Raw genomic sequence first — 24,728 nt, 5'->3', positions numbered from 1 at the left:
GTTTCAGCGCGGCGCCATCGCTGCGAGCTGCGCGCGCAGCTCGGTCTTGAGCACCTTGCCGTAGTGGTTCTTCGGCAGCGCATCGACCAGGTGGTATTCCTTGGGGCGCTTGAAGCGCGCAATGTGCTCGCGGCACACCTCGTCGAGCATCAGCGGCTCCAGCTCGCTGCCCGGGCACGGCACGACGAAGGCGACGACGACCTCGCCCCACTCGGCGTCGGGCCGCCCCACCACCGAGACCTCGGCCACGCCGGGGTGGTGCAGCAGCGCTTCTTCCACCTCGCGCGGATAGATGTTGGAGCCGCCGCTGATGATCACGTCCTTCGAGCGATCGCGCAGCGTGAGGAAGCCGTGCTCGTCGAGGCTGCCCATGTCGCCGGTGAAGAGCCAGCCGTCGCGCAGCGTCTTGGCGGTGGCGGCGGGGTCGCGCCAGTAGCCGGCCATCACCGAATCGCCCCGCACCAGCACCTCGCCGGTCTCGCCCGTGGGCAGCTCGCGGCCTTGTGAATCGGTCACGCGCACCTCCACCGCGGCCATCGCCACGCCGACCGAGCCGAGGCGGGCCAGGTGCTGGGGGTGCTGCACGTCGGTGATCTGCTGGCGCGACAAGGCGGTGATCGTCATCGGGCTTTCGCCCTGGCCGTAGATCTGCACGAAGCGCGGGCCCATCACGCGCAGCGCGCGCTGGATGTCTTCCACGTACATCGGGCCGCCGCCGTAGACGATGGTCTTGAGGCCGGTGCCGTCTTCGCCCTGCGCCACGGCCTGGTCGACGATGCGCTTCACGATGGTCGGCGCGGCAAACATCGACACGCTGCCGAAATGGCGGCCGAGCGCCAGCACCTCGGCCGCGTCGAAGCCACGCGACTCGGGCACCACGTGGCGGGCGCCGGCCATCACGTGCGGCAGGCCATAGAGACCGGCACCGTGCGACATGGGCGCGGCGTAGAGCGCGGCATCGTCGGGGTGGATGGCGTCGACGTTGCTGAAGTAGCACAACGACATCGTCATCAGGTTGCGGTGCGTGATCATCACGCCCTTGGGCCGGCCGGTGGTGCCCGAGGTGTAGAAGAGCCAGGCAAGGTCGTCGCCGCTGCGCTCGACGGGTGCGGCGAGCGGCTCGGCCTGCAGCAGCTGCGCGTACTCGGGCTGCTCGACGAAGACGAGCGCGCGCAGCTCGGCCGTGGGCGCGCCGAAGCCAGCACCGAAATCGACGAGAGCAGGACCGATGTCGTCGGTGGTGAAGGCGATCGACGCCTGGCTGTGGGCCAGGATGTAGTCGACCTCGCGCGGGTGCAGCTTGGGGTTGATCGGCACCACCGCCAGCCCAGCCCACCAGCAGCCGAAGAGGATCTCGAGCACCGACGGGTGGTTGCTCATGAAGAGGCCGACGCGGTCGCCCGGCTGCAGGCCATGCCGTTCGGTGATCGAGGCGCCGAGCGCGGCGGCGCGCCGGGCGAGCGTGGCGTAGTCGAAGAGAAGCTCTGTCCCCAGGTAGACGGCAGGGCGTTCGCCGGCGCTGCGGGCGCTGCGCAGGAGCAGATGGGCGAGGTTCATGGGCGGAAGGTTAAGAGCCTCGCCGGGCCGCTCGCAAGCCGCACAAGTACATCAGGGTTGCCACTTAGGCCCGTTCACGGTCTCGCGCACCACGTCGACGAAGCGCGACGCCAGCGGCGACAGCGGCACGCCGCGCCGCGTGAGCATGCCGATCTGCCGCGGGAAGCGCAGCTCGGCCAGCGGCAGCGCCTGCAGCCGCTGGCCGCCCGGGCCGGCCAGTTGCAGCTCGCTCATGATGGCGAGCAGGTCGCTGTGGGCCAGCAGCCCGATGAGCTGGCCCACGGTGTTGCTCACCTCCACCGCCACCTGCGGCCGCGGCAGACCGGCCTGGGTGAACACGGTCTCGAGCTTGCGGCGCGCCTCGACCTGGGGGCTGGGCAGCATCCAGTGCGCGTGCGTCAGGTCGGCGAGCTTGAGGCGTCGGCGCGCGAGCAACGGGTGGCCTTCGCGGGCCACCACGCAGAGGTCGTCGGTGATCAGGGGCTCGGCCAGCAGGTCTTCGGGCATGGTGACCGGCAGTGCGTTGATGCTGAGGTCGACGTCGCCTCGGCGCAGCGCAGGCACCAGCACGTCGTTGAGGTTGATGTTGACCTGCAGCCGTGCAGCCGGCCGCTGACGGTGCAGTTGCAGGCTGGCGGGGACGAACACACGCTGCGCATAGAGGGGCGACACGCCGACCCGCAGCACGCCCATCGCCCCGAGGTGCAGGTCGGCGGCCTCCTTGATGGCATCACCCAGGTCGCTGCGCAGCGATTGCGTGCGCTCGTGGAAGCGCTGGGCCACTGGCGTGAGCCGCATGCCGCGCGTGCTGCGCTCGAAGAGGGGGAAACCCAGCTCGCGCTCCAGGCGCTGGATGCCCTTGGTGATGGCCGGCTGCGAGACCCCAAGCGCCAGCGCGGCACCCCGCACCTGGCCCTGCTGCACCACGGCGAGGAAGTAGTCGATGTCGTCCAGTCGCATGGGCATGTGCGGATTTCCTTTTGATAACTCGAAGTTATCGCGTTTGGCCGATTGATTATCACGAATCGGCGCTTGCGTTCCTAGACTGAATCGCAAGGAGACCCACCCCATGAACCTTGGCATGTACCTGGCCCGCAGCGCGCGCTTCTGGCCCCACCGTCCGGCCGTCCTGTTCCGCGACGGGCAGCTCAGCTACCGGGACCTGGAGCTGCGCTCCAACCGCCTGGCCCACGCCCTGCAGGCACTGGGCCTCAGGCGTGGCGACCGCGTGGCCATCGTCTCGCCCAACCGGCCTGAGATCGTGGAGTTCGAATGCGCGCTCTACAAACTGGGCCTGGTGAAGGTGGCGCTCAACTCGCGCCTCGCACCGCAGGAGCTGGCCGATGCGCTGGCCAACGCCGAGCCTGTCGCCGTGGCCGCCGGGCCGGAGCACCGCGCCATGGTCGACACCGCGACCCGCCAGCTCGCCTCGCTGCGCCATCGCATCGCCTTCGAGCCGGCGAATGGCGACAGCACCTGGCGCCCCTACGAGCCGCTGCTGGCGGCGCAGCCCGACACCCACGTCTGCATCGACATGCAGGCCGACGACCTGGCCGTGCTGCACTACACCTCCGGCTCCACCGGCAAGCTCAAGGCCGCGATGCAGACGGTGGGCAACCGCTACGCCTCGCTGCGCAAGATCATCATGGGCCGCATGCACGCCGGCCCGGGCGACCTCCTGATGCTCTGCGGCCCGATCACGCATGCGAGCGGCATGTTCATCCAGCCCATGTTGTTCCAGGGCGCGAGCATCCTGCTGATGGAGCGCTTCCAGCCGGCCGAGATCCTGGAAGCGATCGAGCATCACCGCGTGACGCACTGCTTCATGGTGCCGGCGATGATCCACGCGCTGCTGGCGGAGCCGTCAATCCGGACGCGGGATCTCTCCAGCCTCAAGCTGCTGAGCTATGGCGCCGCGCCGATGTCGCCGGCGCGCATCCGCGAAGCGTGGGCCGCGTTCGGTCCGGTGCTGGCGCAGGGCTATGGCGCAGGCGAAACCACCGGCGGCGTGCTCGCGCTGTCGATCGACGACCACCGCCGCGCCATCGAGGGCGACCGCCCCGATCTGCTGCTCGCCTGCGGCCGTGCAGGAGGCGAATCCGACGTGCAGGTGCTCGACGACGCCGGCCGCCCCGTCGAAGGCGATGCCATCGGCGAGATCTGCGTGCGCGGTGCCGACGTCTTCGCCGGCTACTGGCGCGCCGAGCCACAGACGCGCGAGGTGCTGCAGCCCGATGGCTGGCTGCGCACCGGCGATCTCGCGCGGGTGGACCACGAGGGCTACATCTTCATCGTCGACCGCAAGAAGGAGATGCTGGTCTCCGGCGGTTTCAACGTCTACCCGAGCGAGGTGGAAAAGGTGCTGGCCGAACACCCGGCCGTGCACGAGGTGTGCGTGATCGGCGTGCCCGACGACCACTGGGGTGAAGCGGTGAAGGCCGTCGTGGTGTTGCGCGAGGGCCAGGACGCCGACGGCCCCGACGTGATGGAGTTCTGCCGCGGCCGGCTCGCTGACTTCAAGCGGCCGCGTTCGGTCGACTTCGTGCCGATGCTGCCCAAGAACGCAAACGGCAAGCTCTCGCGCAAGGACGTGCGCGAGCCCTACTGGCTCGGCCGCGAGCGCCGCGTCAACTGAACCCAGGAGCCCACATGACCACGACCCTCTTCGAAGGCTCTCCGGCCGCCGCCGAGTTCATCGCCCGCGTCGACGGCTTCATCGACGGCGAGCTGCGCCCGCTTGCCGCAGAGCACGGCATCACGCACGAGAAAGGCCCGTCGCGCGAGCTGCTGCGCCAGGTCTGGAAGCGTTCCCACGAACTGGGCTTCTACGGCATGACGCTGCCGCAGCCCATGGGCGGCGCCGGCTTCAGCCTCGTCGACCACGTGCTGGTGAAGGAGCACCTCTATGCGAGCGGCACGCCCTTCGCACCGCACATCCTCGGCGAGCTCTCGGGCCCGCCGCGCCTTGGTGCGCTGGTGAAGCAGGTCACGCAGGACCAGATGCAGCGCTTCATCCTGCCGGTCGCACGCGCCGAGATGGCGGTGTGCTTTGCCATCACCGAGCCCAATGCGGGCTCCGACGCGGGCGCGCTCGAAACCCGCGCCGTGATCGAGGGTGACGGCTTCGTGCTCAACGGCACCAAGCGCTTCATCTCGGGCTCGCCATTCTGCGACGCGGCGGTGATCATCTGCGCCACCGGCGACGACCCGGCCAAACGCGAGACCACCGCCTTCTTCGTCGAGCGCGACCGCCCGGGCTTTCGCATCGAAGAGGGATACAAGACCATGGCCGGCCAGTCGCACACCGGCAACATCGTGCTCACCGACTGCCGCATCCCGCTCGGCAACCAGATCGGCGAGCGCGGCAAGGGCCTGGCGCTGGCGCTCGGCCGCATCACCGTCAACCGCCTGCTGCACACGCCCGCGATGCTGGGCCTGGCCAAGCTTGCGCTGCAGGACGCCGTGCGCCACGCGCAGACCCGCCGACAGTTCGGCCAGCCCATCGGCGGCTTCCAGGCGGTCCAGCACCTGCTGGCCGACATGGCGACCGAGCTCGCGGCCGCACGCGCGCTGATGCTCTCGGTCGCTCGCCGGCTCGATGCCGGTGGCGACGCCCGCGCCGAGGCCTCGATGGCCAAGCTCTTCTGCTCCGAGACCGCCTTCCGCATCGCCGACCGCGCGGTGCAGGTGCTCGGCGGCGAAGGCATCGTGCAAGGCAGCCGCGTCGAGTTCCTCTTCCGCCTGCTGCGCATGTACCGCGTGCTCACCGGCACCAGCGAGATCCAGCGCAACACGATCGCCAAGGAGCTGCTGGCGCGCGCCGCAGCGGCCTGATTCCACACACCCACAAGACCAGGAGACAAGACCATGAATGCCATCACCCGCCGTGCCCTGCTCGCCCTCGGCCTGAGCAGCGCCTTGGCCGCCCACGCCAGCGACGCCTGGCCCACCAAGCCCATCAAGTGGATCGTGCCCTACCAGGCCGGCACCTCGCCCGACCAGACCGTGCGCGTGGTGGCCGATGCGATGGCGGACGTGCTCAAGCAGACCATCGTCGTGGAGAACAAGCCCGGCGTGGCCGGCAACCTCGGCGCGCAGGCCGCCGCCCGCTCGGCCGCCGATGGCTACACCTGGGTGTACTCCGGCTCGCCCATGTCGACCAGCATGCGCATGTACAAGAAGCCGGGCTTCGACGTGATGAAGGACTTCATCCACATCGGTCGCATCGGCACCTCCGACCTCACCATCGTCACCGCCGTCGGCTCGCCGCTCAAGTCGATGCGCGACCTGATCGACATCAGCAAGCGCGAGCCGGGCAAGCTCTCCTATGGCACCGGCGGCATCGGCTCGCCGGCGCACATGGGCGCCGAGCTGATGCTCAGCACGGCCGGCATTGAAGCCGTGCACGTGCCCTACAAGGGCGCAGCGGAGTCGGCCAATGCCGCCATCGGCAGGCAGGTCGAGTTCACGCTGGCCATCACCTCGGTGGTGCTGCCGCACATCCAGTCGGGCAAATTGGTGCCGCTGGCCATCACCTCGCCCAAGCGCCACCCGCGCCTGCCCAACGTGCCCACGCTGGCCGAAGCCGGCGTGCCGGTGGAGCTGGTGTCGATGGGCGGGCTGGCCGTGCCGGCCGGCACGCCGCAGCCGGTGGTCAAGCGCATCGGCGAGGTGCTCAACAAGGTGCTCGCCGACCCGGCGGTCAAGACCAAGCTCGAAAACATGGGCGGCAACATCACGCCCAGCACTCCCGCCGAATTCACCGAGGGGCTGCGCGCCGAAATCGCGCTGGCCGAGCGCATGATGAAGGCGGCCAGGCTCGAGGCGCAGTGACAGCATGAGCCTCCTGCGCACCGCCGCCATGGCGGCGTGGCTCTTCGCCGTCGGCGCCGCCAGCGCCCAGCCCAAGCCTGCCACCGAGGCCACGTGGGTCCTGCAGCACGCCGCCCGCGCGACCTTGCCCGCCGACGGACGACAGGCCTTCGATGACGCGACGCGCGGCCTGATCGAAGACGCCACCGACCTCGTCGTCGAAGGCCCGGGCGGCCGCCCGATCTGGCGCCTGCGCGACTACGACTTCCTGCAGCGCGAAGAAGCCCCCGACACCGTCAACCCGGCGCTGTGGCGCCATGCGCGGCTCAACCTCGCGAATGGTCTCTTCAAGGTCACCGACCGCCTCTACCAGCTGCGCGGGCTCGACCTGGCCAACATGACCATCGTCGAAGGCGACAGCGGCCTGATCGTCATCGACCCCCTGCTCTCGGTGGAGACGGCACGCGCCGGCCTCTCGCTCTATTTCAAGCACCGCCCGCGCAAGCCGGTGGTGGCCGTGGTCTACACCCACAGCCATGCCGATCACTTCGGCGGCGTGCGCGGCGTGGTCGACGAGGCCGAGGTGACGGCCGGGCGAGTGCAGGTCATCGCACCGGCCGGCTTCCTCGAAGAAGCCGTGGGCGAGAACGTGATCGCCGGCCCGGCGATGGCCCGCCGCTCGCATTACCAGTTCGGCACGCTGCTGCCGCGTGGCGAACGGGGCCAGGTCGACGCGGGGCTCGGCAAGGCCGGGCCGCCCGGCACGGTGAGCCTGATCGCACCGACGCGGCTGGTGTCGCAGCCCGTCGAACGGCTTCGCATCGACGGCATCGACATCGTGTTCGCGCTCACGCCGGAGGCCGAGGCACCGGCCGAGATGGTCATGCACTTCCCGCAGCTGCGCGTGCTCAACATGGCCGAGATCGTGACGCAGAACCTGCACAACCTGCTGCCCATGCGCGGGGCGCAGGTGCGCGATGCGCTGGCCTGGTCTCGCCACATCGGCGAGGCGCTGCAGCGCTTCGGCAACGAGAGCGACATCCTCATCGCCCAGCACCATTGGCCCGTCTGGGGCCACGACCGGCTGCAGGCCATGCTGCGGAAACAGCGCGACGCCTACAAGTACCTGCACGACCAGAGCGTGCGGCTGATGAACCACGGCGTGCCAGCCGACGAGGCGGCCGATCGCCTCCAGCTTCCGCCGTCGCTCGCCACCGAGTGGTCGACGCGCCCGTTCTACGGCCACCTCAAGCACAACGTGCGCGCCGTCTACCAGCGCTATCTCGGCCACTACGACGGCAACCCGGCACGGCTGGAAGCGCTGCCGCCGGTGGCGGCAGCGCGCAAGGCCGTCGAGTACATGGGCGGCGCAGACGCCGTGCTGCGCCGGGCGCGCGAAGACTTCGCCCGCGGCGAATACCGCTGGGTGGCGCAGGTCGCCTCGCAGCTCGTCTACGCCGATCCGGCCCACCGCGAGGCCCGTGCGCTCGCGGCCGACGCCTACGAGCAGCTCGGCTACCAGCAGGAGTCGGCCACCGCGCGCAACGCCTTCCTGCAAGGCGCCGCCGAGCTGCGCCACGGCGTGCCGCGCCTGCCCGCACGCGGGCCGCAGTCGGGCGACATGGCGCGTGCGCTGCCGCTCGGCCTCTTCTTCGACTCCCTCGGCGTGCGGTTCGACGCGGCCAAGGCAGACGGCCAGCGCATCGTGCTCAACTGGCGCTTCACCGACACGAACCAGCAGCACCTGCTCAACCTGGAAAACAGCGCCCTCACCCACGTGCCGGGCGCGCAGGACCCGCAGGCCCACGCCACCCTGACGCTGGCGCGCACGACGCTCGACGACATCGCCCAGCAGCGCACCACCCTGCAGGCGGCGCTGCAAGGCGGCCTGGTGCGCATCGACGGCGACGCCCGCCGGGTGGCGGCGCTCTTCGCGATGCTCGACCGCTTCGACCGCGTCTTCCCGCTCGTCGAGCCCCAATGAGCCGACCGGGCGGTGGCGCAGGACTTGCACCCTGCCCCCGCCAGAACCGAGCTTGTTGAACTACCGCAGGCGATCTGGCTCGAATCCCGCAATCCTTGAGAGGACGCTGCTGAAAGTGCAACATCCGCCGCTGTGCGCGGTCGAAGCCGGGCACGCCCCGGCACTTCCCGTTTCCACATGCCTCTGAATGCCTCGACCCTCTGGCCGGCCCTGCTGCTGGCCCTCGCCGCCCCGTGCGTGGCGCATGCGCAGGCCACAGCGAAGACCGAGCAGGTCGAGGTGCGCCTCGTCTCGGCCGCGGCCACCGTGCAACCCGGCCAGTCGCTGCTGGTCGGCTTGCAGCAGAAGATCATTCCCCACTGGCACACCTACTGGGTCAACCCCGGCGACTCGGGCCTGCCCACCACCATCGCCTGGACGCTGCCGGCCGGTGCCACCGCAAGCCCCATCCACTGGCCCACGCCCTCGCGCTACAGCCTCGGCCCGATCACCAACTACGGCTATGCCGACGAGGTGACGCTGCCCTCGGTCGTGCAGGTGCCCACGGGGCTGCGCGATGGCGATCGTTTCGAGCTGAAGGCAAAAGTCGACTGGCTGGTGTGCAACGACGTCTGCATCCCGCAAAACGCCACGCTGTCGTTGACGCTGCCGGTTGGCACCGCCGCCACGCCGAGTGGCGATGCCTCGTTGCTGCAGCAAGCCCAGGCGCGTGTGCCTCAGCGTGGCGAGCCCGCCAGCTGGCAGCTCGACGGCGGCAAGCTGCAGCTCGCCGTGCCCAAGGCCGCGCCCGCCCACGACGGCGCCTATTTCTTCGCGCGCAAGTGGGGCCTCGTCGCCCACGCCGAGCCGCAGCAGCTTCAGCAGGCCAGGCTCGTCATCACGCCGGGCGACAACGCACCGAAAGCCGGCGACGATGTCGACGGCGTGCTCGTGCTGCTGAAGGACGGCAAGCCCGTGCAGTCGCTTGCCATCGGCCACGACCCGGCCTCGCTCACGCCGGTGCCGGTGTCGGCTGCGGCGCCCGGCACGGCAGCCGCTTCAGCGCCGTCGGCCGATCAGCCCTCGCTGTGGCTGGCCCTCGGCCTCGCGCTGCTCGGCGGCCTGATCCTCAACCTGATGCCCTGCGTGTTCCCGGTGCTCACGATCAAGGTGCTCTCGCTGCTGCACACGGCACAGGGTTCACGCCGCGTGGTGCGGCTGCACGGGCTCGCGTATCTCGCCGGCGTGCTGGCAAGCTTCGCGGCGCTCGCGGGGGTGCTCATCGCGCTCAAGGCCGGCGGCGACAGCGTGGGCTGGGGCTTCCAGTTCCAGTCGCCGGTGTTCGTGCTGCTGGTCGCCCTGCTGATGTTTGCGGTGGGCCTGAGCCTCTCGGGCGTGGTGAACCTCGGCGGCAGCGCCGCCGGCATCGGCCAGGGGCTCGCGTCGCAGCCGGGCTTGCGCGGCAGCTTCTTCACCGGCGTGCTCGCGACCGTGGTGGCCACGCCGTGCACCGCGCCTTTCATGGGTGTGGCGATCGGCTATGCGGTCACGCAGCCGGCGGGGGTGACGCTGGCCGTGTTCCTCGCCCTCGGCCTGGGCCTCGCCCTTCCCTACCTGCTGCTGTGCGAATGGCCTGCGCTGCAACGCCGCCTGCCCCGCCCCGGCGCGTGGATGGACCGGCTGAAACAGGCCCTTGCCTTCCCGATGTATGCGAGCGCCGCGTGGCTGGCCTGGGTGCTGGCGCGCCAGGCGGGCCCGGAAGCGCTGGCCGTCGCGCTTGCCGGTGCGATCGGCCTGGCCCTCGCGGCCTGGCTCTACAGCAACACGCGTGACCTCGGCCCGCGGGGTCGCCATGCGTCTGCGGCCATCGCGACCTTGCTGGTGGTGGGCGCCGTGGGCTTCGGCACGCTCGGCGTGACGGGCACGACCAACGCGCCCCAGGCCACCACCGCCGCGGCCCACGGTGGCTGGGAGCCCTACACCCCCGAGCGCCTGGCCACGCTGCGGCAGGAAGGCAAGCCGGTCTTCGTGAACCTCACCGCCGACTGGTGCATCACCTGCCTCGTCAACGAACGGGTGGCGCTCTCGCCCGCGCATGTGGACGACGCGTTCCGCCAGGCCGGCATCACGCGCCTCAAGGGCGATTGGACGCGCGGCGACGAGCGCATCACCAAGCTGCTCGCCGAGCACGGCCGCAGCGGGGTGCCGCTCTACCTCTTCTACCCGCCGGGCGCACAGGCGCAGCCGCAGGTGCTGCCCCAGCTGCTGACCCCCGATCTCGTTCTCGCGGCGCTGAAGGCGCCGGCTTCACCCTGACCGCCTTTTTCCACAGGAGGACTCCATGACCCACTTCCGCCGCCAATGCCTGCTCGCCCTCGCCACGGCCTGGGCCTTCGTTCCCTTCGCCGCCCACGCAGTGGCCACGCTCGACCAGCCGGCGCCGGCCTTCACCGTGCAAGGTGCCGACGGCAAGCCGGTGAGCCTCTCGGCCTACAAGGGCAAGACGGTGGTGCTCGAGTGGACGAACCACGAGTGCCCGTTCGTGCGCAAGCACTACGACCAGAGCGGCAACATCCCCAAGCTGCAGAAGGAAGCCACCGCCAACGGCGTGGTGTGGCTGCAGGTGATCTCGTCGTACCCCGGCTCGCAGGGCCATGTGAGCGGGCCTGAGGCGCTGAAGCTCAACCAGCAGCGCGGCGCGGCCCCGACCGCGGTGCTGCTCGACAGCGACGGCAAGGTGGGCAAGGCCTACGAGGCCCGCACCACGCCGCACCTCTACGTGATCAACGCCGCCGGCAACCTCGTCTACAAGGGCGGCATCGACAGCATCCCCAGCAGCAACGCGAGCGACATCCCCAAGGCCGACAACTACGTCAAGCTGGCCCTCGCCGACGTGGCGGCCAACCGCAAGGTGGCGCAGGCGAACACCCGGCCCTATGGCTGCTCGGTGAAGTACGGCGACTGAGGCCGCGTCACCCAGGGTGCGTGGGGTCGACCCAGCGCACCTCTTCCGGCGGCTCGGCCGGCTCGATGTCGAGGTTGACGGCCACCGCCTCGCCATCGCTTCGCACCAGCACGCACTCGAGCGTCTCGGTGCGGCTGGCGTTGATCTCCTGGTGCGGCACGAAGGGCGGCACGTAGATGAAGTCGCCCGGGCCGGCCTCGGCGGTGAACTCGAGCTGCTCGCCCCAGCGCATGCGCGCCCGGCCCTTCACCACGTAGATCACGCTCTCGAGCGGCCCGTGGTGATGCGCGCCGGTCTTGGCATTGGCGTGGATGTGCACCGTACCGGCCCACAGCTTCTGCGCACCGACGCGCGCGAAGTTGATGGCGGCCTTGCGGTCCATGCCGGGCGTCTGTGCGGTGTTGGCGTCGAGCGAATCGGCGGGCACCACGCGCACGCCGTCGTGCTTCCAGCGCGGATCGTGGGAAGGGTCGTCGCTCATCGTCAGGCTCCTGTGGCTGCGCTTGATTCTGGCGCTGCCATGCCGTTCGTGCATATCAGCTAGGACGAGCCCCTGCTAGGCGATGGCCTGGTGCGCGCCCAGAATCGTCGCTCCTTCGGCACTTCTTCGGCATCCGCATGAGCACCACCCCCTTGCGCGCAATTTCCTCGATGGCCACCCGCCAGGTGCTGGCCGAGCTGGCGAGCCTCTACCAGCAGGCGCACGGCGTGGAGGTGCAGGTCGAATCCGTGGGCGGCGTGGACGCGGCCAGGCGCGTGGAAGCGGGTGAGGCCTTCGATCTCGTCTTCCTGGCCAGCGATGCAATCGACAAGCTCGCGGCGGCCGGCCATGTGCTGGCCGCGAGCCGCCGCCCGATCGTCGATTCGTCGGTCGCGATCGCCGTGCGGGCGGGCGTGCCCGTGCCCGACATCGCCTCCGAAGACGCGCTGCGCCGCGCGGTGCTGGAGGCTGCGTCGATCGGCTACTCGACCGGCCCGAGCGGCACGGCCTTGCTGAAACTCTTCGAGCGCTGGGGCCTGGCCGAAACACTCAAGCCCCGCCTGGTGCAGGCGCGCGCCGGTGTGCCGGTGGGATCGCTCGTCGCCAGTGGCGAGGTGGCCCTCGGCTTCCAGCAGTTGAGCGAGCTGATGAACCTGGACGGCATCACGCTCGTCGGCGGCATGCCGCCGGGGCTGGCCATCACCACCACCTTCACCGGCGCCGTGGCCGCCAAGGCGCAGCATCCGCAGGCGCATGCGGTGCTCGACTTCATGTCGGCCGACAGCACGGCCGAGCTCAAGCGCCGGCACGGGATGGACGCGCCGAAGGGCTGAGCGCCCTTCGCTCGCCTACTTCGCGTCGCGCCCCTTCAGGTGGCGCTCGACCGCCTCGGCGCGGTCGCCGACCTGCTTCACCGCTTCCTTGAGCTTCTCGGGCGTCGTGTTGAGCGCCTTGGCCCAGTCGCGCACCTCGTAGTCCTGGTTGATGTTGATGCGCTTGCGGTCCTGGCCGCCGCTCTTTTCCTTGCTGTCGGACATGCTTGGCTCCTTTGTAGTGACAAACGGACGCCACAAGGTAGAACGGCGGCCGCACCCTGGCTGTCAGCCCAGGCGCGACCGCGAAGTAGGAAGGCGCCGATTCAGGGCAGCGTCGCCAGGATGGCGCTGGCCCCGTTCACCAGCTCGCTGGCCGACACCTGCGAGAGGCGGCCCTTCGCCTGCAGCCGCTGCACGTCGTCGATGTAGTCGTTGAGCGTGTGGCGCACGAGCTTGTGGGCGACCGCCTGCGTCTGCCCGCCGGTGGCATCGCCGCGCGACAGGGCCTTGATGACGCGAATCACCTTGTGCGTCAGTTCGTCGTCGGCGCCGCTGGTGTAGAGGTAGAAGTAGCTCGCCTCCAGCAGGTCCTGCGCGGCGCGGCAGGTGGCGCTGCACGGCGTGCCGTGGCCCACGATGGAATGCGCGGCGAGGTGCTTGGTGCGCAGCGCGTCCTGCCAGAGCACGTAGCCGTCGCGCACGGTGTCGTGGGCCTGCGTGAAGACCGGCGCCACATAGCTGCCGTGCGTGGGGTAGAGCTGGTCGATCAGGCTCTGCTCGAACGGGATGTAGGTGCCATACAGGATGCAGAAGGCCGCGCCGGTGTTGGCGCCGCTGTTGAGCGCGGTGGGCACCGCGAACTCCGCGAGGCGGATGCCGCCGAGCGCGTTGCCGTACGCGTCACGCTGGATCACCGCACCTTCGGTGGTGATGGGCGGTGCGCTCGGCGGCTGCACCCCATCGCGCACCCAGCGCACCATGTGGTCGTAGACCGCGTTGATGACGTACTGGATGGGCACGCGCGGGTACGGCGGGCGGGCGCAGTCGCCGACCGTGGGCGCCACGCCGTCGCGTGCGAGCAGCGGCCGCGTGTTGAGCACGGTGCGGCGGCCCGAGTGGCTGGTGCCGGCCACCTCCCAGAAACGGAACAGCGGCGTGTCGGGTTGCCGGCTCGCCACCTGCGGCGGCACGTCGGTCTCGGAGATCAGCTTGAAGATCGGCACCGTGAGGTCGCTGCGCACCCGGCCGCCGCCGATGTAGAGCAGGTAGGCATCGACCGGGTCGCCGATCAGCGGGTGCAGCGCGTTGATGAACACCTGCAGCCGCCCCGCCGATTGCGACGCGCCGATCGCGAGCACCCGTTTTGCCTCCAGCTTGCCGAGCGGGCGCACGCCGGTCGGCTGGCGCAGCGCCTGCAGCGCCTGGGCGTAGATGTCGTAGGAGAGCGAGTCGTCGACCACCGTGCCGCCGGCCGTCACGTCGAGCGTGCCGTAGCGCGTGGTGCTCCAGTTCCGCAGGCCGTTGGGCGTGCCCTGCACGCCCACGCGCTGGGCCGAGATGCCCACCCACGCGTAGCCCGAGCGGGTGATGTGCTCGAACGAGGCGCCCCACATCGCGTCGAGGTCGTAGCCGGCGGTCACGTTCTGCCACTCGGCGAGCACGGTGCCGTTGAACTTCCACGGGCTCACCGGGCGGCGCACGAGGATGCGCGTGCGGTACGGGTGGCCGCTGCTGACGACCGAGCCGTTGGTGCCCAGCGGCACCGCGGTGTTGTAGCGGTTGGCCGTGCCTTCAATGAAGTACTCCTCCTCGACGTAGCCGACCGCGGCGAGGTTGTGCATCGTCGACATCCACGGGTAGTCACGCGAGGCGCTGCCCGGGGCCTGGGAGGGCACGGGCCCGACCACCGTGGGGCTGGGCACCGCGGCCTCGCCGCCTGGGTGGATGAGAAGGCCCGTTGCCAGCACGGCGGCGGCACAGGCTCCATGAACGACGGCACGCGCACGCGCCATGAGCTGCAGAGTCACGCTTGTCTCCCTTGTGTGGGTGGATGAAACCTCGACGGTGATGAACCGTTTCAAAGGCGCGCGAATCTAGTGCTTCTGGGGCGGTCTTGGCTTGAGTACACCGCTTGGTGTACCTGGGTATTCAGGCGTGGCTAACAACAAGCACGTGGGGCATGCGGAGGCACCGGTCCGCCGAGGTCTTCGAGGATCGTGCAGTCGACGGTGGCACCGCCGGCGCAGGCGGCGTCGCAGTTGCCGACGAACCTGGCCATGCTCGCTTCCAGCGCCTGCAGCTCGCTGAGCTTCGCGCGCAGGGCCTGCAAGTGCTTCGCGGTGATGTCGCGCAGCTCGGCACAGGGACGGTCTGGCGCATCGACGAGGCCGACCAGCTCGCGCACCTGCTCGATCGAGAACCCGAAGTCGCGGCAGCGGCGGATGAAGGTCAGGCGCCGCACTGCGCCCTGGCCGTAGAACCGGCGGCCGGCCTCGGTGCGTGGCCCGATCGGCAGCAGGCCGATCTCTTCGTAGTAGCGGATGGTGGGCACGGTGCAACCGGTCTGCTGCGCGAGCACGCCGATCGAGAGCGAAAGCGAAGGGTTCATGCGCCGATTTTGGCCGTGCTGCACGACGAGCTGCAGTCGCAGCTTGTTGCCCGGGGCGCACAGCGCCGCGCTTGCCGCCGACGCCAGGCGATCAACACCCCCACGCCGACGGCACCGAGCGCCAGCACGACCAGGCCCAGCTCGGCAATGCAAGCCCACAGCGCCGCGCCAAAGGCGGCCAGACCACCCGCCACGCCCGCCATGCCCAGCAAGGGAATGGCACAACACGCTGCACAGGCAGCACCGACGCCGAGACCGGCCTTCCAGAACTTCATGGCAACTCCTTCCAGTGAACGAACAGGCCCGGAAGGTAGATGCTCAAGTGGCTTGAGGAGCAAGCGGTAGCGTGATTGGATGCCGCCACTCGTGCGGCAAACTGCCCCGATGTCCATTGCCAGCGTCCGCACCATCCTCCCCCTCGCCGTCATCACCTGTACCGGGCTGCTGGCGATGGATCTCTACCTGCCCGCAGTGCCGGCCATGCAGCGCGGCCTCGGCCTCACGGTGGCTCAGGGCCAGGCGACCATCGCGGTCTTCCTGGCCGGGCTGGCAGCCTCTCAATTGCTGTGGGGCGAGGCGCTGCACCGCTTCGGGCCGCGGGCCTGCGTGCGCCTCGGCCTGTGGACGCTCATCGTGGCGAGCTTCGGTTGCGCGATTGCACCCGAACTGTGGTCGCTGCTGGCCATGCGGCTGCTTCAGGGCATTGCTGCCGGAGCGGCGACCGTGGTCTCGCCGACCGTGATCCGCGCCACGTTGCCCGACAAGGACGGCGTGCGCGGCATCGCCGCCATCTCCATGATCGAAGCGGTGATCCCCGCGGCGGGGCCGGTGCTGGGCACGGCGTTGCTGCTCGTCACCGACTGGCGCGTGACCTTCGCAGTGATCGGGGTCGTGTCGCTGGTGTCGATGCCGTTCGCGCTGGCCGCCACGCCTGCACGCCTGCCTCAGCACGACGAGAGCGCCCCCAGCGGCTACGGCACGCTGCTGCGCAACACCCGCTACCTCAAGCTCGCGCTCTCTCACGCGCTGTGCTTCGCGGCGCTCCTGTGCTTCGTGGGCAGCGGGCCGCAGGTGCTGCAGGCGGTGATGGGCCGGGGCGACGGCGCCTTCGCCACCGCGCAGGTGTGCGGCGTGGCTGCCTTCATCGTGATGGCGAGCCAGTCGGGGCGGATCAGCGCGCGGCTCGGTGCAGTGCGGGCCGTGCGGCTCGGCGCCTGGCTCCACCTGCTGCTGTGCGCGACCTTCTGGTGGGCCTGGTCGCATGCATCGCTCGGCTTCGGCTGGGTGCTCGCGTTCTGGATCGCCTTTTGCGGCACGCTCGGCATCCGCGGGCCTGCAGCGTTCAGCGAGGCCTTGCGCGTGCCCATGGCGCAGATGGGCCGCGCTTCGGCCGCGATGGTGCTGATGCTGCTCGTGGCCAGCGCCATGGCGACGCAAGGGGTTGCGCCCTACCTCCAACAGGCGGGGCTGTCCGCCGTGGTGGCGACAATGTTGGGGCTCTCTGTCGCGAGCCTCGTGCTGGCGCTGCGTGTGCCGGCCGAAGCCGGCTAGCGCATGAAGCCGAGGTTGCGCTCGCTGAAGTTGCGCAGCCCCGGGAAGACCATCAGGGTTTGGTTCTCGCTCAGGCCGAACCAGCGCGCCAGCGTGGCGCCGATCTGCTCGACCGAGGTGCCGGGGATCAGCGTGCCGTTGCCGACCTGGTCGGGGCTGCTGTCGAAGGCGTTGCTGTTGGCGTTGCGCATGCCGAGGGTCGGGAAGCGGCCGTAGAGGTCGCCCCCCTTGACCGCGCCGCCCATCAGGAAATGGTGGGCGCCCCAGCCGTGGTCGGTGCCGTCGCCGTTGCTCGTGAAGGTGCGGCCGAAGTCGGAGGCGGTGAACGCGGTCACGCTGTCGCGCAGGCCCATCGCACCGAGCGTGGTGTCGAAGTAGCGCAGACCGTGCGCCAGCATCGCGTAGAGGTTGGCGTGCGCGCGGTTCTGGTTGTCATGGGTGTCGAAGCCGCCGAGGCTCACGAAGAAGATCTGCCGCTTCGCCTGGATGCCGGCGGAGGCGCTGGCGTCGATCATGCGGGCGACCGTCTGAAGTTGCTGGGCGAGGTGGTTGATCGCCTTGCCGCCAGTGAGCGGGTTGTCGTAGAGCAGCTTGGGATCGGGGCTGACGTTGGGCGTGCCGAAGAGCGGGTGGCTCGCATCCTTCATCGCCAGGCGGAGGATCTCCTCGGCCTCGATCGAGCGGTTGTTGATGTCGGCAAGGTCACGCTCCAGCGGGTGCGTGCCGCGGGTGCTGCGCACCACGCGGCGCAGCGCCTCGCCCACGCCGAGCTGGCCGTAGATCGCATTTGTGCTGCCAGAGGTGGCCATGCGGATCGCGCCGCTCGCGCTCACCTGGTACTGGCGCACCCGGTCGCCCGAGAGCCAGACCGCGTTGCCCGAGGTCGAGATCGAGGTGAAGACGGAGCGGCCGTTCTGCGCCGCCAGGAGATCCGCCATCAGGCCACCCCACCCCTTGGTCGCGCCTTCGGGCTGGAACGACTGCCACATGTTGGCCTGGTCGTTGTGCGAGAAGAGGTGCGCAGGCTTCGGGTACAGGCTGTTGGCGTACTGCGCCTTGGTGGTGGGCAGCACCAGCGGGCCGGCGTTGGGCACGATGGCCAGGCGCTTCTCGTCGTTGAAGAGCGTCTGCAGCGTGGCCAGCATCGGGTGCAGCGCGAAGCTGCGGCCCTGCGGGTTCAACGGCCCGATGGGCAACACGCCGCCCAGCCGCTGCGGCGAGCCGGCGGAGGCGCTCGCCACCGGCGCGGTGCCGGGCGCGAGCAGCGCGATGGAGTCGGGCAGCTGGTTGCGCACCGAGGTGTAGGCGGCCCACGACGCGGCGTCGGTGGGCAGCACCATGTTCATGGAGTCGTTGCCCCCGTGCAGGAACACGCAAACCAGCGCCTTGTAGTCGCTCGCCGTCTGCGCGGCCGCGGAGCCGAGCGCCGCGAGGTTCAGCGCAAACGGGGCCGCTGCGCCCAGGCCGGCAAAGGCCGATGCCTGGCGCAGGAAGAGCCGCCGCGAGGCGCCGGTCGGGAAGTGGAGACGCTTCGTCGTCATTTCTGCACCTGGAATTCGGGCGAGGCCAGCGTGAGCAGCACGGCCGAACTCACGCGCACCTTCTTGCCGAGGTCGATGGCGGCCTGGCTGTGGGTCTGGATGGGCACGCTCGCCACGGCGGCCACGATCTCGGCCTTGAGCGCCGGCGGCATGCTGCCGTGCATGAGCTTGGCGTCGAGCCGGTCCACGAGCTCGGCGGGCCTGTCGGCGATGGCGAGCTCGGCGCTGTAGTCGGGCTGCACGTCGGCACGGTTGTATGGCGCACCGTTGACCACGCCCACGCCGCTGAACACCACGCTGCGCAGGTAGCTCACGTAGCCGGCCGCGCTGGTCTCGTGCAGCACCTGCAGCTCGGGCGCGACGAGGCCCGCCTGGGCCGCGGCCGAGCCGGGCTGCACGTAGCCGGGGCGGAAGAAATTGAAGACCGACGGCGAGCGGAACGCCGACTGGCCGAGCCGCGTGGCCGGGTCGTCGGTGTTGCCGATGCGCCAGTGGCCGCCGTCCGACCGCGCATTGAACGCGCGGAAGTACGCGGTCAGCCGCAGCAGCGGCTCGCGCACCTTGCCACCCGTCGCCGTGGGCGTGCGCGCTTCGGGGTGCAGCAGCAGGGCCTTGACCACCGCCTTCAGGTCGCCGCCGGTCGCGTGGAAGACCTGGGCCACGTCGCGCACATAACCCGGGCTCGGGTTGCTGCTCACCAGGCGCTGGATGAGCTGGCGCGAGATGAACGGCGCCACGTTGGGGTGGCTGGCCAGCGTGTCGAGCGCGATGCGCAGGCTCTCGGGGCCGTCGGTGTTGGCGGGCACCACCGCGCCGAGGAAGCGCTTCTCTTCCGGCGCGTGCATGCCGGGGTAGTTGATCATCGGCTTGATCGAGCGCTCGGGGTCGCTGCGCGAGGTGCCGCTCACGCTCACCGAGCCGGTGGAGAAGCAGGTGTGGTTGGTGGCGGTGGGCGCCACCGGGCAGGCCCAGCTCCAGCCGGTGAACACACGCGCGAGGCCGGTGATGTCGGCCGGGCCGTAGGTCTCGATCGGCTTGCCGTCGGCGAGCTGCTGCGTGCCGTCGGTGTTCAACCGGTAGAGGCCGATGCTGAAGAGCTGCATCACCTCGCGGGCGAAGTTTTCGTCGGGCACGCGGCCGGTGCGGGTGTCGGCCTTGCGGTTGCCGAGCGAGCTCAAGTAGCGGCCCATCATCGGGTGCAGCGCCACGCCTTCGAGGAGGTCGCGGTAGCGGCCGCTGCCGCGCGTGGCAAGCATGTCGAGGTAGTGCGCCACGGCGCGCGGGTCGTTGCCGACGAAGGTGTCCTGCATCGAGATCACCATGATCTCGGACAGCGCGAAGGCCACGCGCTGGCGCAGCTGGTCGTCGCCGGTCACGGCGGTGCGCCAGAAGGAATTGAAGACGCCGTCCTGCCCGGCCCACGCGCTGGCGTTGGCCGTGCGGAGCATGGCGGTCAGCGCGTCCCAGTTCGCGACGTGCGAGCTGGCCGGGGTGGCGAACTGCTCGTCGATCCAGCCGGCGTAGCCGAGGGCTTGCACACGCTGGATGGAAGCGTCGTTCGGGCCGAAGCTGGCCTGCGTGAGGAAGCGGGCCGCCGCGTGGCGGTCTGGCGCCGGGGCGGGGGCCGGCGGCGGAGCCGGAATCGGGGCAGGCGCAGGCGCCGGGCTCGGCGCCGGGCTGGGCTCGGGCGCAGGCGGCGTCACAGGGCTCGGGCTCGGCGCGGTCGTGTCACCCGCATCCGCCGGGCCTCCACCGCCTCCACCGCCACCACCGCCACCGCACGCGGCCAGCACAGCGGCCGTCATCATCATCGCTGTGACGCGTTTCACACGCGCACTGCACCCACAGCGCATGGCTTGCGCTTTGATCGTCAACACATCGTCCACCGTCGAGGCTACTGCTTGAAAACTCGCACGACGGGCGCGTGTTGACGCTTCTCTTGTGCCGCTCGCGATTGTTCTCGCGGGGCAGGTGCGGCGTGCGTTGCAGCAGCGGGCGGAAACGGCCTCTTTTCAGGCGATGCCCCGCCCGGTGGACGCCGGCGCTGGCGCACAACTTGTACGCACTTTGCGAGGGTCGGCGCGCAGTGCAGCACCAGCGCTCCGCACAGACCCTCGGATGAGGACAAGCCAGTACAGACACGCCCCACCCCCTACCTAGACTGGCCCTCCTGATGGAAAGGAACGCGTTCACGATCGAGCCGCCCGATACCCAGGTGTCGCCCCGGACCGAGCACGCCTACGTGGTGCCCGGCGGCGTGATGTTCACGACCTCGGTGATGCGCACTTGCACCATGCTGCGCCGCTGCGGCGGCATCGTGGTGTCGGCCGACGACAAGCCTTTCGAGCTGCACACGAACGGCAAGACGAGCTCGCACCATGCGCTCGTCGTCAAGCCGCTGGTCGAGCACCGGTTGCTGGCCGAGGACGTGAAGGTCGTCGCGCTGCTCGTGAACCCGCTGCACCCGATGTTCCGCATGTTCCGCGGCATGCCGCGGCACGGCGTGATGTCGCTGCCGCGCGAGGTGTTCGCGGTGCATGAAGCGCCGATGCTCGCCGCCCATCGCGGCCAGCTCGACGGCGTGCAGGGCAAGGCCCTGTACAACGGCCTGATCGCGACGGTCGGCCGCTACCTCCCGCCGCTCACCCGCACCCCGATCGACGACAAGGCGGACCACGTGGTGTCGCTGCTGCACGCCGACGTGAACCGCAGCCTGGCCGCGCTGGCGCAGAGCGTGGGGGTGTCGTACACGCGCATGTCGCACCTCTTCACCAAGTCGATGGGCATCTCGATGCGCAACTACCAGCTGTGGCTCAAGATCCACAACGCGCTCGGCATGCTGAACCGCAGCGTCACGCTCACCGAGATCGCACGCACCACCGGCTTTGCCGACCTTGCCCACCTCTCGCGCGTGTCGCGGCAGGCACTCGGTGCGCCGCTCACCTACTTCCGGTCGAACGACTCGCTGAAGAAGATCTACTGCCCGGCCTGAGCATCACGAGCAGGGTGTGGGTGCTCGAGCGACTCGATGATCGGGCAGTCGGGCCGCTCGTCGCCATGGCAGCAGTGCACCAGGTGCTCGAGCGTCGCCTTCATCGACTGCAACTCCTTCAGCTTGGCATCGAGCTCGTCGATGTGCGTCTGCGCGAGCGCCTTCACCTGCCGGCTGGAGCGGCGGCGGTTCTGCCAGAGGCCCAGCAGCTCGCGGATCTGCTCGATCGAGAACCCGAGGTCGCGCGAGTGGCGGATGAAGCGCAGCGTGTTGAGCTCCTTGTCGGTGTATTGCCGATAGCCCGCCTCGGTGCGACGCGCCTCGGGGAAGAGGCCCACGCTTTCGTAGTGGCGGATCATCTTGGCCGACACGCCGGAGGCCTTGGCGGCTTCGCCGATGTTCATGCTTGTGTTCCTTTCCAGCGGCGCAGCGTCAGCGCGTTGGCCACCACGCTCACACTGCTGAACGCCATCGCGGCGCCGGCGATCACCGGGCTCAGCAGGCCGAAGGCGGCCAGCGGGATGCCCAGCACGTTGTACGCAAACGCCCAGAAGAGCCCTTGCTTGATCTTCGAATAGGTGCGGCGAGACACGTCGAGCGCATCGGGCACGAGCCGCGTGTCGCCCCGCATCAGCGTGATGCCGGCGGTTTCGGTCGCCACGTCGGCGCCCCCCGCCATCGCGAAGCCGACCGACGCGGCGGCGAGCGCCGGGCCGTCGTTGAGGCCATCGCCGACGAAGGCGACCACGCTGCCGTCCTGCCGCAGGGCCTGCACCGCGGCGGCCTTGTCGGCGGGCAACACCTCGGCACGCACGTCGTCGATGCCGAGGGCGTGGCCCACGGCGGTGGCAGCGCCGCGGTTGTCGCCGGTGAGCATCACGGTCCTGATGCCGAGGGCGTGCAGGCGGGCGATGGCGTGCTGAGCAGATGGCTTGAGCGTGTCGCCAAACGCGAGCAGGCCCATCAGCTCGCTGCGTGAACCGTGCCGTCGCAGCAGCCACGACACCGTCTTGCCCTCGCCCGCCAGTCGCTCGGCATCCGCGGCGAGCGGGCCGGCATCGAGCCCTGCTTCGTGCAGCAGCCGTTTGCTGCCGAGCTGCACCGTCTGCGCGTCCACCATGCCTTCCACGCCACGCCCCGGCAGGGCCTTGGCACCTTGGGCGGGCGAGATCGCGAGGTGCTCGCTGTGCGCCGCCTCGAGCACGGCCAGCGCGAGCGGGTGGCTGCTGGTGGCCTGGAGCGACGCCGCGATGCGCAAGACCTCGCCGCGCTCGACGCCGGGTGCCGGCACGGCGGCCGCGAGCGACGGCTTGCCTTCGGTCAGCGTGCCGGTCTTGTCGAAGGCGACCACCGTCGTCGCATGGGCCACCTCCAGTGCCTCGGCGTCCTTGATCAGGATGCCGTGCCGCGCGGCCACGCCGGTGCCGGCCATGATGGCCGTCGGCGTGGCAAGGCCCAGCGCACACGGGCAGGCGATGACGAGCACCGCCACCGCGTTGATGAGCGCCGTCTCCCAGTCACCGGTGAAGCCTGCCCAGCCGAGGAAGGTGAGCAAGGCGATGCCCAGGACCACTGGCACGAACACCGCGCTCACACGGTCGACGATGCGCTGGATCGGCGCCTTGGCCGCCTGCGCCGACTCGACCATGCGGATGATGCGCGCGAGCGTGGTCTCGGTCCCGATGGCTGTGGTGCGCACGAGCAGCAGGCCGTCGTCGTTGAGCGCGCCGCCGGTCACCTTGTCGCCCTCGCCCTTGGCCACGGGCAGGCTTTCGCCGGTGATGAGCGACTCGTCGAGGTGGCTGCGGCCTTCGACGATCTCGCCATCGACCGGCACACGGTCACCGGGCCGCACCACGACCAGGTCGCCCAGTGCCACCTGCCCGACCGGCAGCTCGATCTCGCGGCCGTCGTCGCGCCGCACCCGCGCGGTGACCGGCTTGAGCGCATTCAGCGCGCGGATGGCATCGGCCGTCTGCCGCTTGGCGCGGCCTTCCAGCCACTTGCCGAGCAGCACCAGCGTGATCACCGCAGCCGAGGCTTCGAAATACAGGTGCGGCATGCCCTCGTGGCCGGCGTGCTTCCACATCAGGTAGACCGACAGGCCATAGGCGGCCGATGTCCCGAGAGCGACGAGCAGGTCCATGTTGCCGGCGCGTGCCTTCAGTGCCTTCCAGCCGGCGATGTAGAAGCGCGCACCGAGCCAGAACTGCACCGGCGTGGCCAGCGCGAGCTGCCAGGGCGCGGCGAGCATCCAGTCGATGCCCAGCACCTGCAGCAGCATCGGCAGCACGAGGGGCAGCGTGAAGGCGGCCGCCGCCGCGACCGGCCACCACTCAGGCAGGGGGCTCTTCGGCGCCTGAAGCGGCGCCCGGGTCTCGTCGACTTCGGCCGCGGCGTAGCCTGCCTTTTCAATGGCCGAGGTGAGCTCGGCCGCCGAGACATGCGGCAAGGCCTGGACAGACGCCGTCTCCGTCGCCAGGTTGACCGCGGCTTCGGTCACGCCCGGCACTTTTTTCAAGGCCTTCTCCACGCGGCCCACGCACGAGGCACAGCTCATGCCGGTGACTTGCAGCGTGATGTCTTTCAAAGAGGCGGTGACGGCGGCGTTCATGGGTGGCTCCTTGAGTGCATGTCGGCATCGTCAAGGTTCCAACAATGGGAAGGTCAAGCGATGCTGCGATCATCGCCCAATCGACGCATGGTTTTTCTGGAGAACGCCCGTGATTTCCTTTCAAGTGAACGACATGAGCTGCGGCCATTGCGTCAGCGCCATCACGCGGGCGGTCCAGGAGGCCGACGAGGCGGCGGTGGTGCGTGTCGACCTGGCGACGAAGCAGGTGCAGGTCGAGCCGGCAGCGGCCAGCGCTGAAGCGGTGGCCGAGGCGATCAGGGAGGCGGGGTATTCGCCGGTGCGGCTGGAAAGCTGAGGCCCGGCAGGACCTTCAGCTGGACGTATGGCTGTCTTCGTCGCGCTCGAGCGCCCCGCCTTCTGTCAGGTCGGTACGACCCGACGCCGCGCGGTCGCCTGCAACCGCTTGCAGCCCGCGGGTCTCGATGGACTGCAGAAGCTGGCGCGTGGCCGCGATCTGCTGGCTGAGGTGGTTGAGCGACCCGCTCAGCTCAGCCTGTTCCTGCGGCGGCTTCCCGGCGAAATCCGACTCGCGAAAGACGGGCTTCGCATCATGCCGACCGAATGATTTTTTTCCCATTGCTGACAGACAGACTAACTTCGCCGGTCATCGTAGGCGGCTCCATCGCCTGTTTCCAGGGCATGAACGCGCATCAGCTTGTAGGAAAACTCCGACGCGCCCGGCGGTGCCAGGCGCCCTTCACCCGGCGGTCAAAGCCAGCGCCACACCACGGCAAGCCATGAAGGCAGGCGACGTGCGGGACGGTAGTTCTGGCGAAGGTGCTGGTTCATCCTGGGCTCCAACGTGTAC

The 24,728-nt window shown here is 69.8% G+C and carries 22 protein-coding genes; 11 read left to right on the top strand and 11 right to left on the bottom strand.

Annotated elements, in window-relative coordinates:
* Window positions 1-3: 3 nt before the first annotated feature.
* Window positions 4-1,557, bottom strand: a complete 1,554-nt coding sequence (locus JI745_RS02375) for an AMP-binding protein (RefSeq protein ID WP_201803451.1) — start codon at window positions 1,555-1,557, stop codon at window positions 4-6.
* A gap of 51 nt (window positions 1,558-1,608) precedes the next feature.
* Window positions 1,609-2,523 (bottom strand): LysR family transcriptional regulator, encoded by a 915-nt coding sequence (locus JI745_RS02370; RefSeq protein ID WP_201803450.1) that lies wholly within the window; start codon window positions 2,521-2,523, stop codon window positions 1,609-1,611.
* 103 nt (window positions 2,524-2,626) lie between these two features.
* Here JI745_RS02370 and JI745_RS02365 point away from each other — a divergent pair, with 103 nt between their 5' ends.
* The 6 genes from JI745_RS02365 to JI745_RS02340 all read left to right on the top strand — a co-directional run bounded on the left by JI745_RS02365 (window position 2,627) and on the right by JI745_RS02340 (window position 11,297).
* Window positions 2,627-4,192, top strand: a complete 1,566-nt coding sequence (locus JI745_RS02365; RefSeq protein ID WP_201803449.1) for an AMP-binding protein — start codon at window positions 2,627-2,629, stop codon at window positions 4,190-4,192.
* A gap of 14 nt (window positions 4,193-4,206) precedes the next feature.
* Window positions 4,207-5,391, top strand: coding sequence for an acyl-CoA dehydrogenase family protein (locus tag JI745_RS02360; protein ID WP_201803448.1), 1,185 nt, complete (start codon window positions 4,207-4,209; stop codon window positions 5,389-5,391).
* Between the two features lie 33 nt (window positions 5,392-5,424).
* Window positions 5,425-6,390: a tripartite tricarboxylate transporter substrate binding protein gene (locus JI745_RS02355; RefSeq protein ID WP_201803447.1), complete on the top strand. Its 966-nt coding sequence runs from the start codon at window positions 5,425-5,427 to the stop codon at window positions 6,388-6,390.
* 4 nt (window positions 6,391-6,394) lie between these two features.
* Window positions 6,395-8,353 carry an alkyl/aryl-sulfatase gene (locus JI745_RS02350; protein ID WP_201803446.1) on the top strand — a complete coding sequence of 653 codons (1,959 nt, stop codon included), beginning with the start codon at window positions 6,395-6,397 and terminating at the stop codon, window positions 8,351-8,353.
* A 177-nt stretch (window positions 8,354-8,530) separates the two neighbouring features.
* Window positions 8,531-10,648, top strand: coding sequence for a protein-disulfide reductase DsbD (locus JI745_RS02345; protein ID WP_201803444.1), 2,118 nt, complete (start codon window positions 8,531-8,533; stop codon window positions 10,646-10,648).
* Between the two features lie 25 nt (window positions 10,649-10,673).
* Entirely contained in the window at window positions 10,674-11,297 is a 624-nt protein-coding gene (locus JI745_RS02340; protein WP_201803443.1) for a redoxin domain-containing protein, read from the top strand.
* A 7-nt stretch (window positions 11,298-11,304) separates the two neighbouring features.
* Here the strand turns inward: JI745_RS02340 and JI745_RS02335 are convergent, their stop codons facing one another.
* Complete coding sequence (locus JI745_RS02335; RefSeq protein ID WP_201803441.1) at window positions 11,305-11,778, bottom strand: cupin domain-containing protein; 474 nt, start codon at window positions 11,776-11,778, stop codon at window positions 11,305-11,307.
* Between the two features lie 137 nt (window positions 11,779-11,915).
* Here JI745_RS02335 and JI745_RS02330 point away from each other — a divergent pair, with 137 nt between their 5' ends.
* A complete protein-coding gene (locus tag JI745_RS02330; protein ID WP_236674877.1) occupies window positions 11,916-12,611 on the top strand; it encodes an extracellular solute-binding protein in 696 nt (231 codons plus the stop codon).
* Window positions 12,612-12,626: 15 nt separating this feature from the next.
* Here the strand turns inward: JI745_RS02330 and JI745_RS02325 are convergent, their stop codons facing one another.
* From JI745_RS02325 to JI745_RS02310, 4 genes are all read right to left on the bottom strand, one after another.
* The gene (locus JI745_RS02325; protein WP_201803439.1) at window positions 12,627-12,815 is read right to left on the bottom strand and encodes a DUF3606 domain-containing protein; all 189 of its coding nucleotides are present in this window, start codon (window positions 12,813-12,815) and stop codon (window positions 12,627-12,629) included.
* Between the two features lie 101 nt (window positions 12,816-12,916).
* Window positions 12,917-14,620, bottom strand: coding sequence for an alpha/beta hydrolase domain-containing protein (locus JI745_RS02320; protein WP_201803437.1), 1,704 nt, complete (start codon window positions 14,618-14,620; stop codon window positions 12,917-12,919).
* Window positions 14,621-14,751: 131 nt separating this feature from the next.
* Window positions 14,752-15,201: a helix-turn-helix domain-containing protein gene (locus tag JI745_RS02315; protein WP_201803435.1), complete on the bottom strand. Its 450-nt coding sequence runs from the start codon at window positions 15,199-15,201 to the stop codon at window positions 14,752-14,754.
* Complete coding sequence (locus JI745_RS02310) at window positions 15,198-15,476, bottom strand: hypothetical protein (RefSeq protein ID WP_201803434.1); 279 nt, start codon at window positions 15,474-15,476, stop codon at window positions 15,198-15,200. The genes JI745_RS02315 and JI745_RS02310 overlap by 4 nt, the downstream gene beginning before the upstream one ends.
* A 109-nt stretch (window positions 15,477-15,585) precedes the next feature.
* Between JI745_RS02310 and JI745_RS02305 the strand changes: the two genes are divergently transcribed.
* Complete coding sequence (locus JI745_RS02305; RefSeq protein ID WP_201803432.1) at window positions 15,586-16,752, top strand: MFS transporter; 1,167 nt, start codon at window positions 15,586-15,588, stop codon at window positions 16,750-16,752.
* On the opposite strand, the gene JI745_RS02300 is transcribed toward JI745_RS02305, so the two are convergent.
* Window positions 16,749-18,293 (bottom strand): DUF1501 domain-containing protein, encoded by a 1,545-nt coding sequence (locus tag JI745_RS02300; RefSeq protein ID WP_201803430.1) that lies wholly within the window; start codon window positions 18,291-18,293, stop codon window positions 16,749-16,751. The two genes, JI745_RS02305 and JI745_RS02300, sit on opposite strands and share 4 nt — an antisense overlap.
* Window positions 18,290-20,122 carry a DUF1800 domain-containing protein gene (locus JI745_RS02295; RefSeq protein WP_310738449.1) on the bottom strand — a complete coding sequence of 611 codons (1,833 nt, stop codon included), beginning with the start codon at window positions 20,120-20,122 and terminating at the stop codon, window positions 18,290-18,292. The genes JI745_RS02300 and JI745_RS02295 overlap by 4 nt, the downstream gene beginning before the upstream one ends.
* A gap of 344 nt (window positions 20,123-20,466) precedes the next feature.
* Here JI745_RS02295 and JI745_RS02290 point away from each other — a divergent pair, with 344 nt between their 5' ends.
* Window positions 20,467-21,285: a helix-turn-helix domain-containing protein gene (locus JI745_RS02290; protein ID WP_201803429.1), complete on the top strand. Its 819-nt coding sequence runs from the start codon at window positions 20,467-20,469 to the stop codon at window positions 21,283-21,285.
* Here the strand turns inward: JI745_RS02290 and cueR are convergent.
* On the bottom strand, window positions 21,270-21,689 hold the full coding sequence (gene cueR / locus JI745_RS02285) for a Cu(I)-responsive transcriptional regulator (protein WP_201803428.1): 420 nt from the start codon (window positions 21,687-21,689) through the stop codon (window positions 21,270-21,272). The genes JI745_RS02290 and cueR overlap by 16 nt on opposite strands.
* Window positions 21,686-23,899, bottom strand: a complete 2,214-nt coding sequence (locus JI745_RS02280) for a cation-translocating P-type ATPase (protein WP_201803427.1) — start codon at window positions 23,897-23,899, stop codon at window positions 21,686-21,688. The genes cueR and JI745_RS02280 overlap by 4 nt, the downstream gene beginning before the upstream one ends.
* A 109-nt stretch (window positions 23,900-24,008) precedes the next feature.
* Between JI745_RS02280 and JI745_RS26255 the strand changes: the two genes are divergently transcribed.
* Together JI745_RS26255 and JI745_RS02270 are read left to right on the top strand one after the other, a co-directional pair.
* On the top strand, window positions 24,009-24,215 hold the full coding sequence (locus JI745_RS26255; protein WP_310738448.1) for a heavy-metal-associated domain-containing protein: 207 nt from the start codon (window positions 24,009-24,011) through the stop codon (window positions 24,213-24,215).
* A 27-nt stretch (window positions 24,216-24,242) separates the two neighbouring features.
* Window positions 24,243-24,485: a hypothetical protein gene (locus JI745_RS02270; RefSeq protein WP_201803426.1), complete on the top strand. Its 243-nt coding sequence runs from the start codon at window positions 24,243-24,245 to the stop codon at window positions 24,483-24,485.
* Window positions 24,486-24,728 lie beyond the last annotated feature (243 nt).

This window comes from Piscinibacter sp. HJYY11, from assembly GCF_016735515.1.
Lineage (GTDB): Bacteria > Pseudomonadota > Gammaproteobacteria > Burkholderiales > Burkholderiaceae_C > Rhizobacter.
Note: the sequence above shows the minus strand (reverse complement) of the source record. Positions and strands in the feature narration are given on the sequence as shown.

Bases quoted from the DNA above. Each gene is read 5' to 3' on its own strand.
- JI745_RS02375 (WP_201803451.1), bottom strand. From the start codon at position 1,557: ATGAACCTCGCCCATCTGCTCCTGCGCAGCGCCCGCAGCGCCGGCGAA.
- JI745_RS02370 (WP_201803450.1), bottom strand. From the start codon at position 2,523: ATGCCCATGCGACTGGACGACATCGACTACTTCCTCGCCGTGGTGCAG.
- JI745_RS02365 (WP_201803449.1), top strand. From the start codon at position 2,627: ATGAACCTTGGCATGTACCTGGCCCGCAGCGCGCGCTTCTGGCCCCAC.
- JI745_RS02360 (WP_201803448.1), top strand. From the start codon at position 4,207: ATGACCACGACCCTCTTCGAAGGCTCTCCGGCCGCCGCCGAGTTCATC.
- JI745_RS02355 (WP_201803447.1), top strand. From the start codon at position 5,425: ATGAATGCCATCACCCGCCGTGCCCTGCTCGCCCTCGGCCTGAGCAGC.
- JI745_RS02350 (WP_201803446.1), top strand. From the start codon at position 6,395: ATGAGCCTCCTGCGCACCGCCGCCATGGCGGCGTGGCTCTTCGCCGTC.
- JI745_RS02345 (WP_201803444.1), top strand. From the start codon at position 8,531: ATGCCTCTGAATGCCTCGACCCTCTGGCCGGCCCTGCTGCTGGCCCTC.
- JI745_RS02340 (WP_201803443.1), top strand. From the start codon at position 10,674: ATGACCCACTTCCGCCGCCAATGCCTGCTCGCCCTCGCCACGGCCTGG.
- JI745_RS02335 (WP_201803441.1), bottom strand. From the start codon at position 11,778: ATGAGCGACGACCCTTCCCACGATCCGCGCTGGAAGCACGACGGCGTG.
- JI745_RS02330 (WP_236674877.1), top strand. From the start codon at position 11,916: ATGAGCACCACCCCCTTGCGCGCAATTTCCTCGATGGCCACCCGCCAG.
- JI745_RS02325 (WP_201803439.1), bottom strand. From the start codon at position 12,815: ATGTCCGACAGCAAGGAAAAGAGCGGCGGCCAGGACCGCAAGCGCATC.
- JI745_RS02315 (WP_201803435.1), bottom strand. From the start codon at position 15,201: ATGAACCCTTCGCTTTCGCTCTCGATCGGCGTGCTCGCGCAGCAGACC.
- JI745_RS02310 (WP_201803434.1), bottom strand. From the start codon at position 15,476: ATGAAGTTCTGGAAGGCCGGTCTCGGCGTCGGTGCTGCCTGTGCAGCG.
- JI745_RS02305 (WP_201803432.1), top strand. From the start codon at position 15,586: ATGTCCATTGCCAGCGTCCGCACCATCCTCCCCCTCGCCGTCATCACC.
- JI745_RS02300 (WP_201803430.1), bottom strand. From the start codon at position 18,293: ATGACGACGAAGCGTCTCCACTTCCCGACCGGCGCCTCGCGGCGGCTC.
- JI745_RS02290 (WP_201803429.1), top strand. From the start codon at position 20,467: ATGGAAAGGAACGCGTTCACGATCGAGCCGCCCGATACCCAGGTGTCG.
- cueR (WP_201803428.1), bottom strand. From the start codon at position 21,689: ATGAACATCGGCGAAGCCGCCAAGGCCTCCGGCGTGTCGGCCAAGATG.
- JI745_RS02280 (WP_201803427.1), bottom strand. From the start codon at position 23,899: ATGAACGCCGCCGTCACCGCCTCTTTGAAAGACATCACGCTGCAAGTC.
- JI745_RS02270 (WP_201803426.1), top strand. From the start codon at position 24,243: ATGGCTGTCTTCGTCGCGCTCGAGCGCCCCGCCTTCTGTCAGGTCGGT.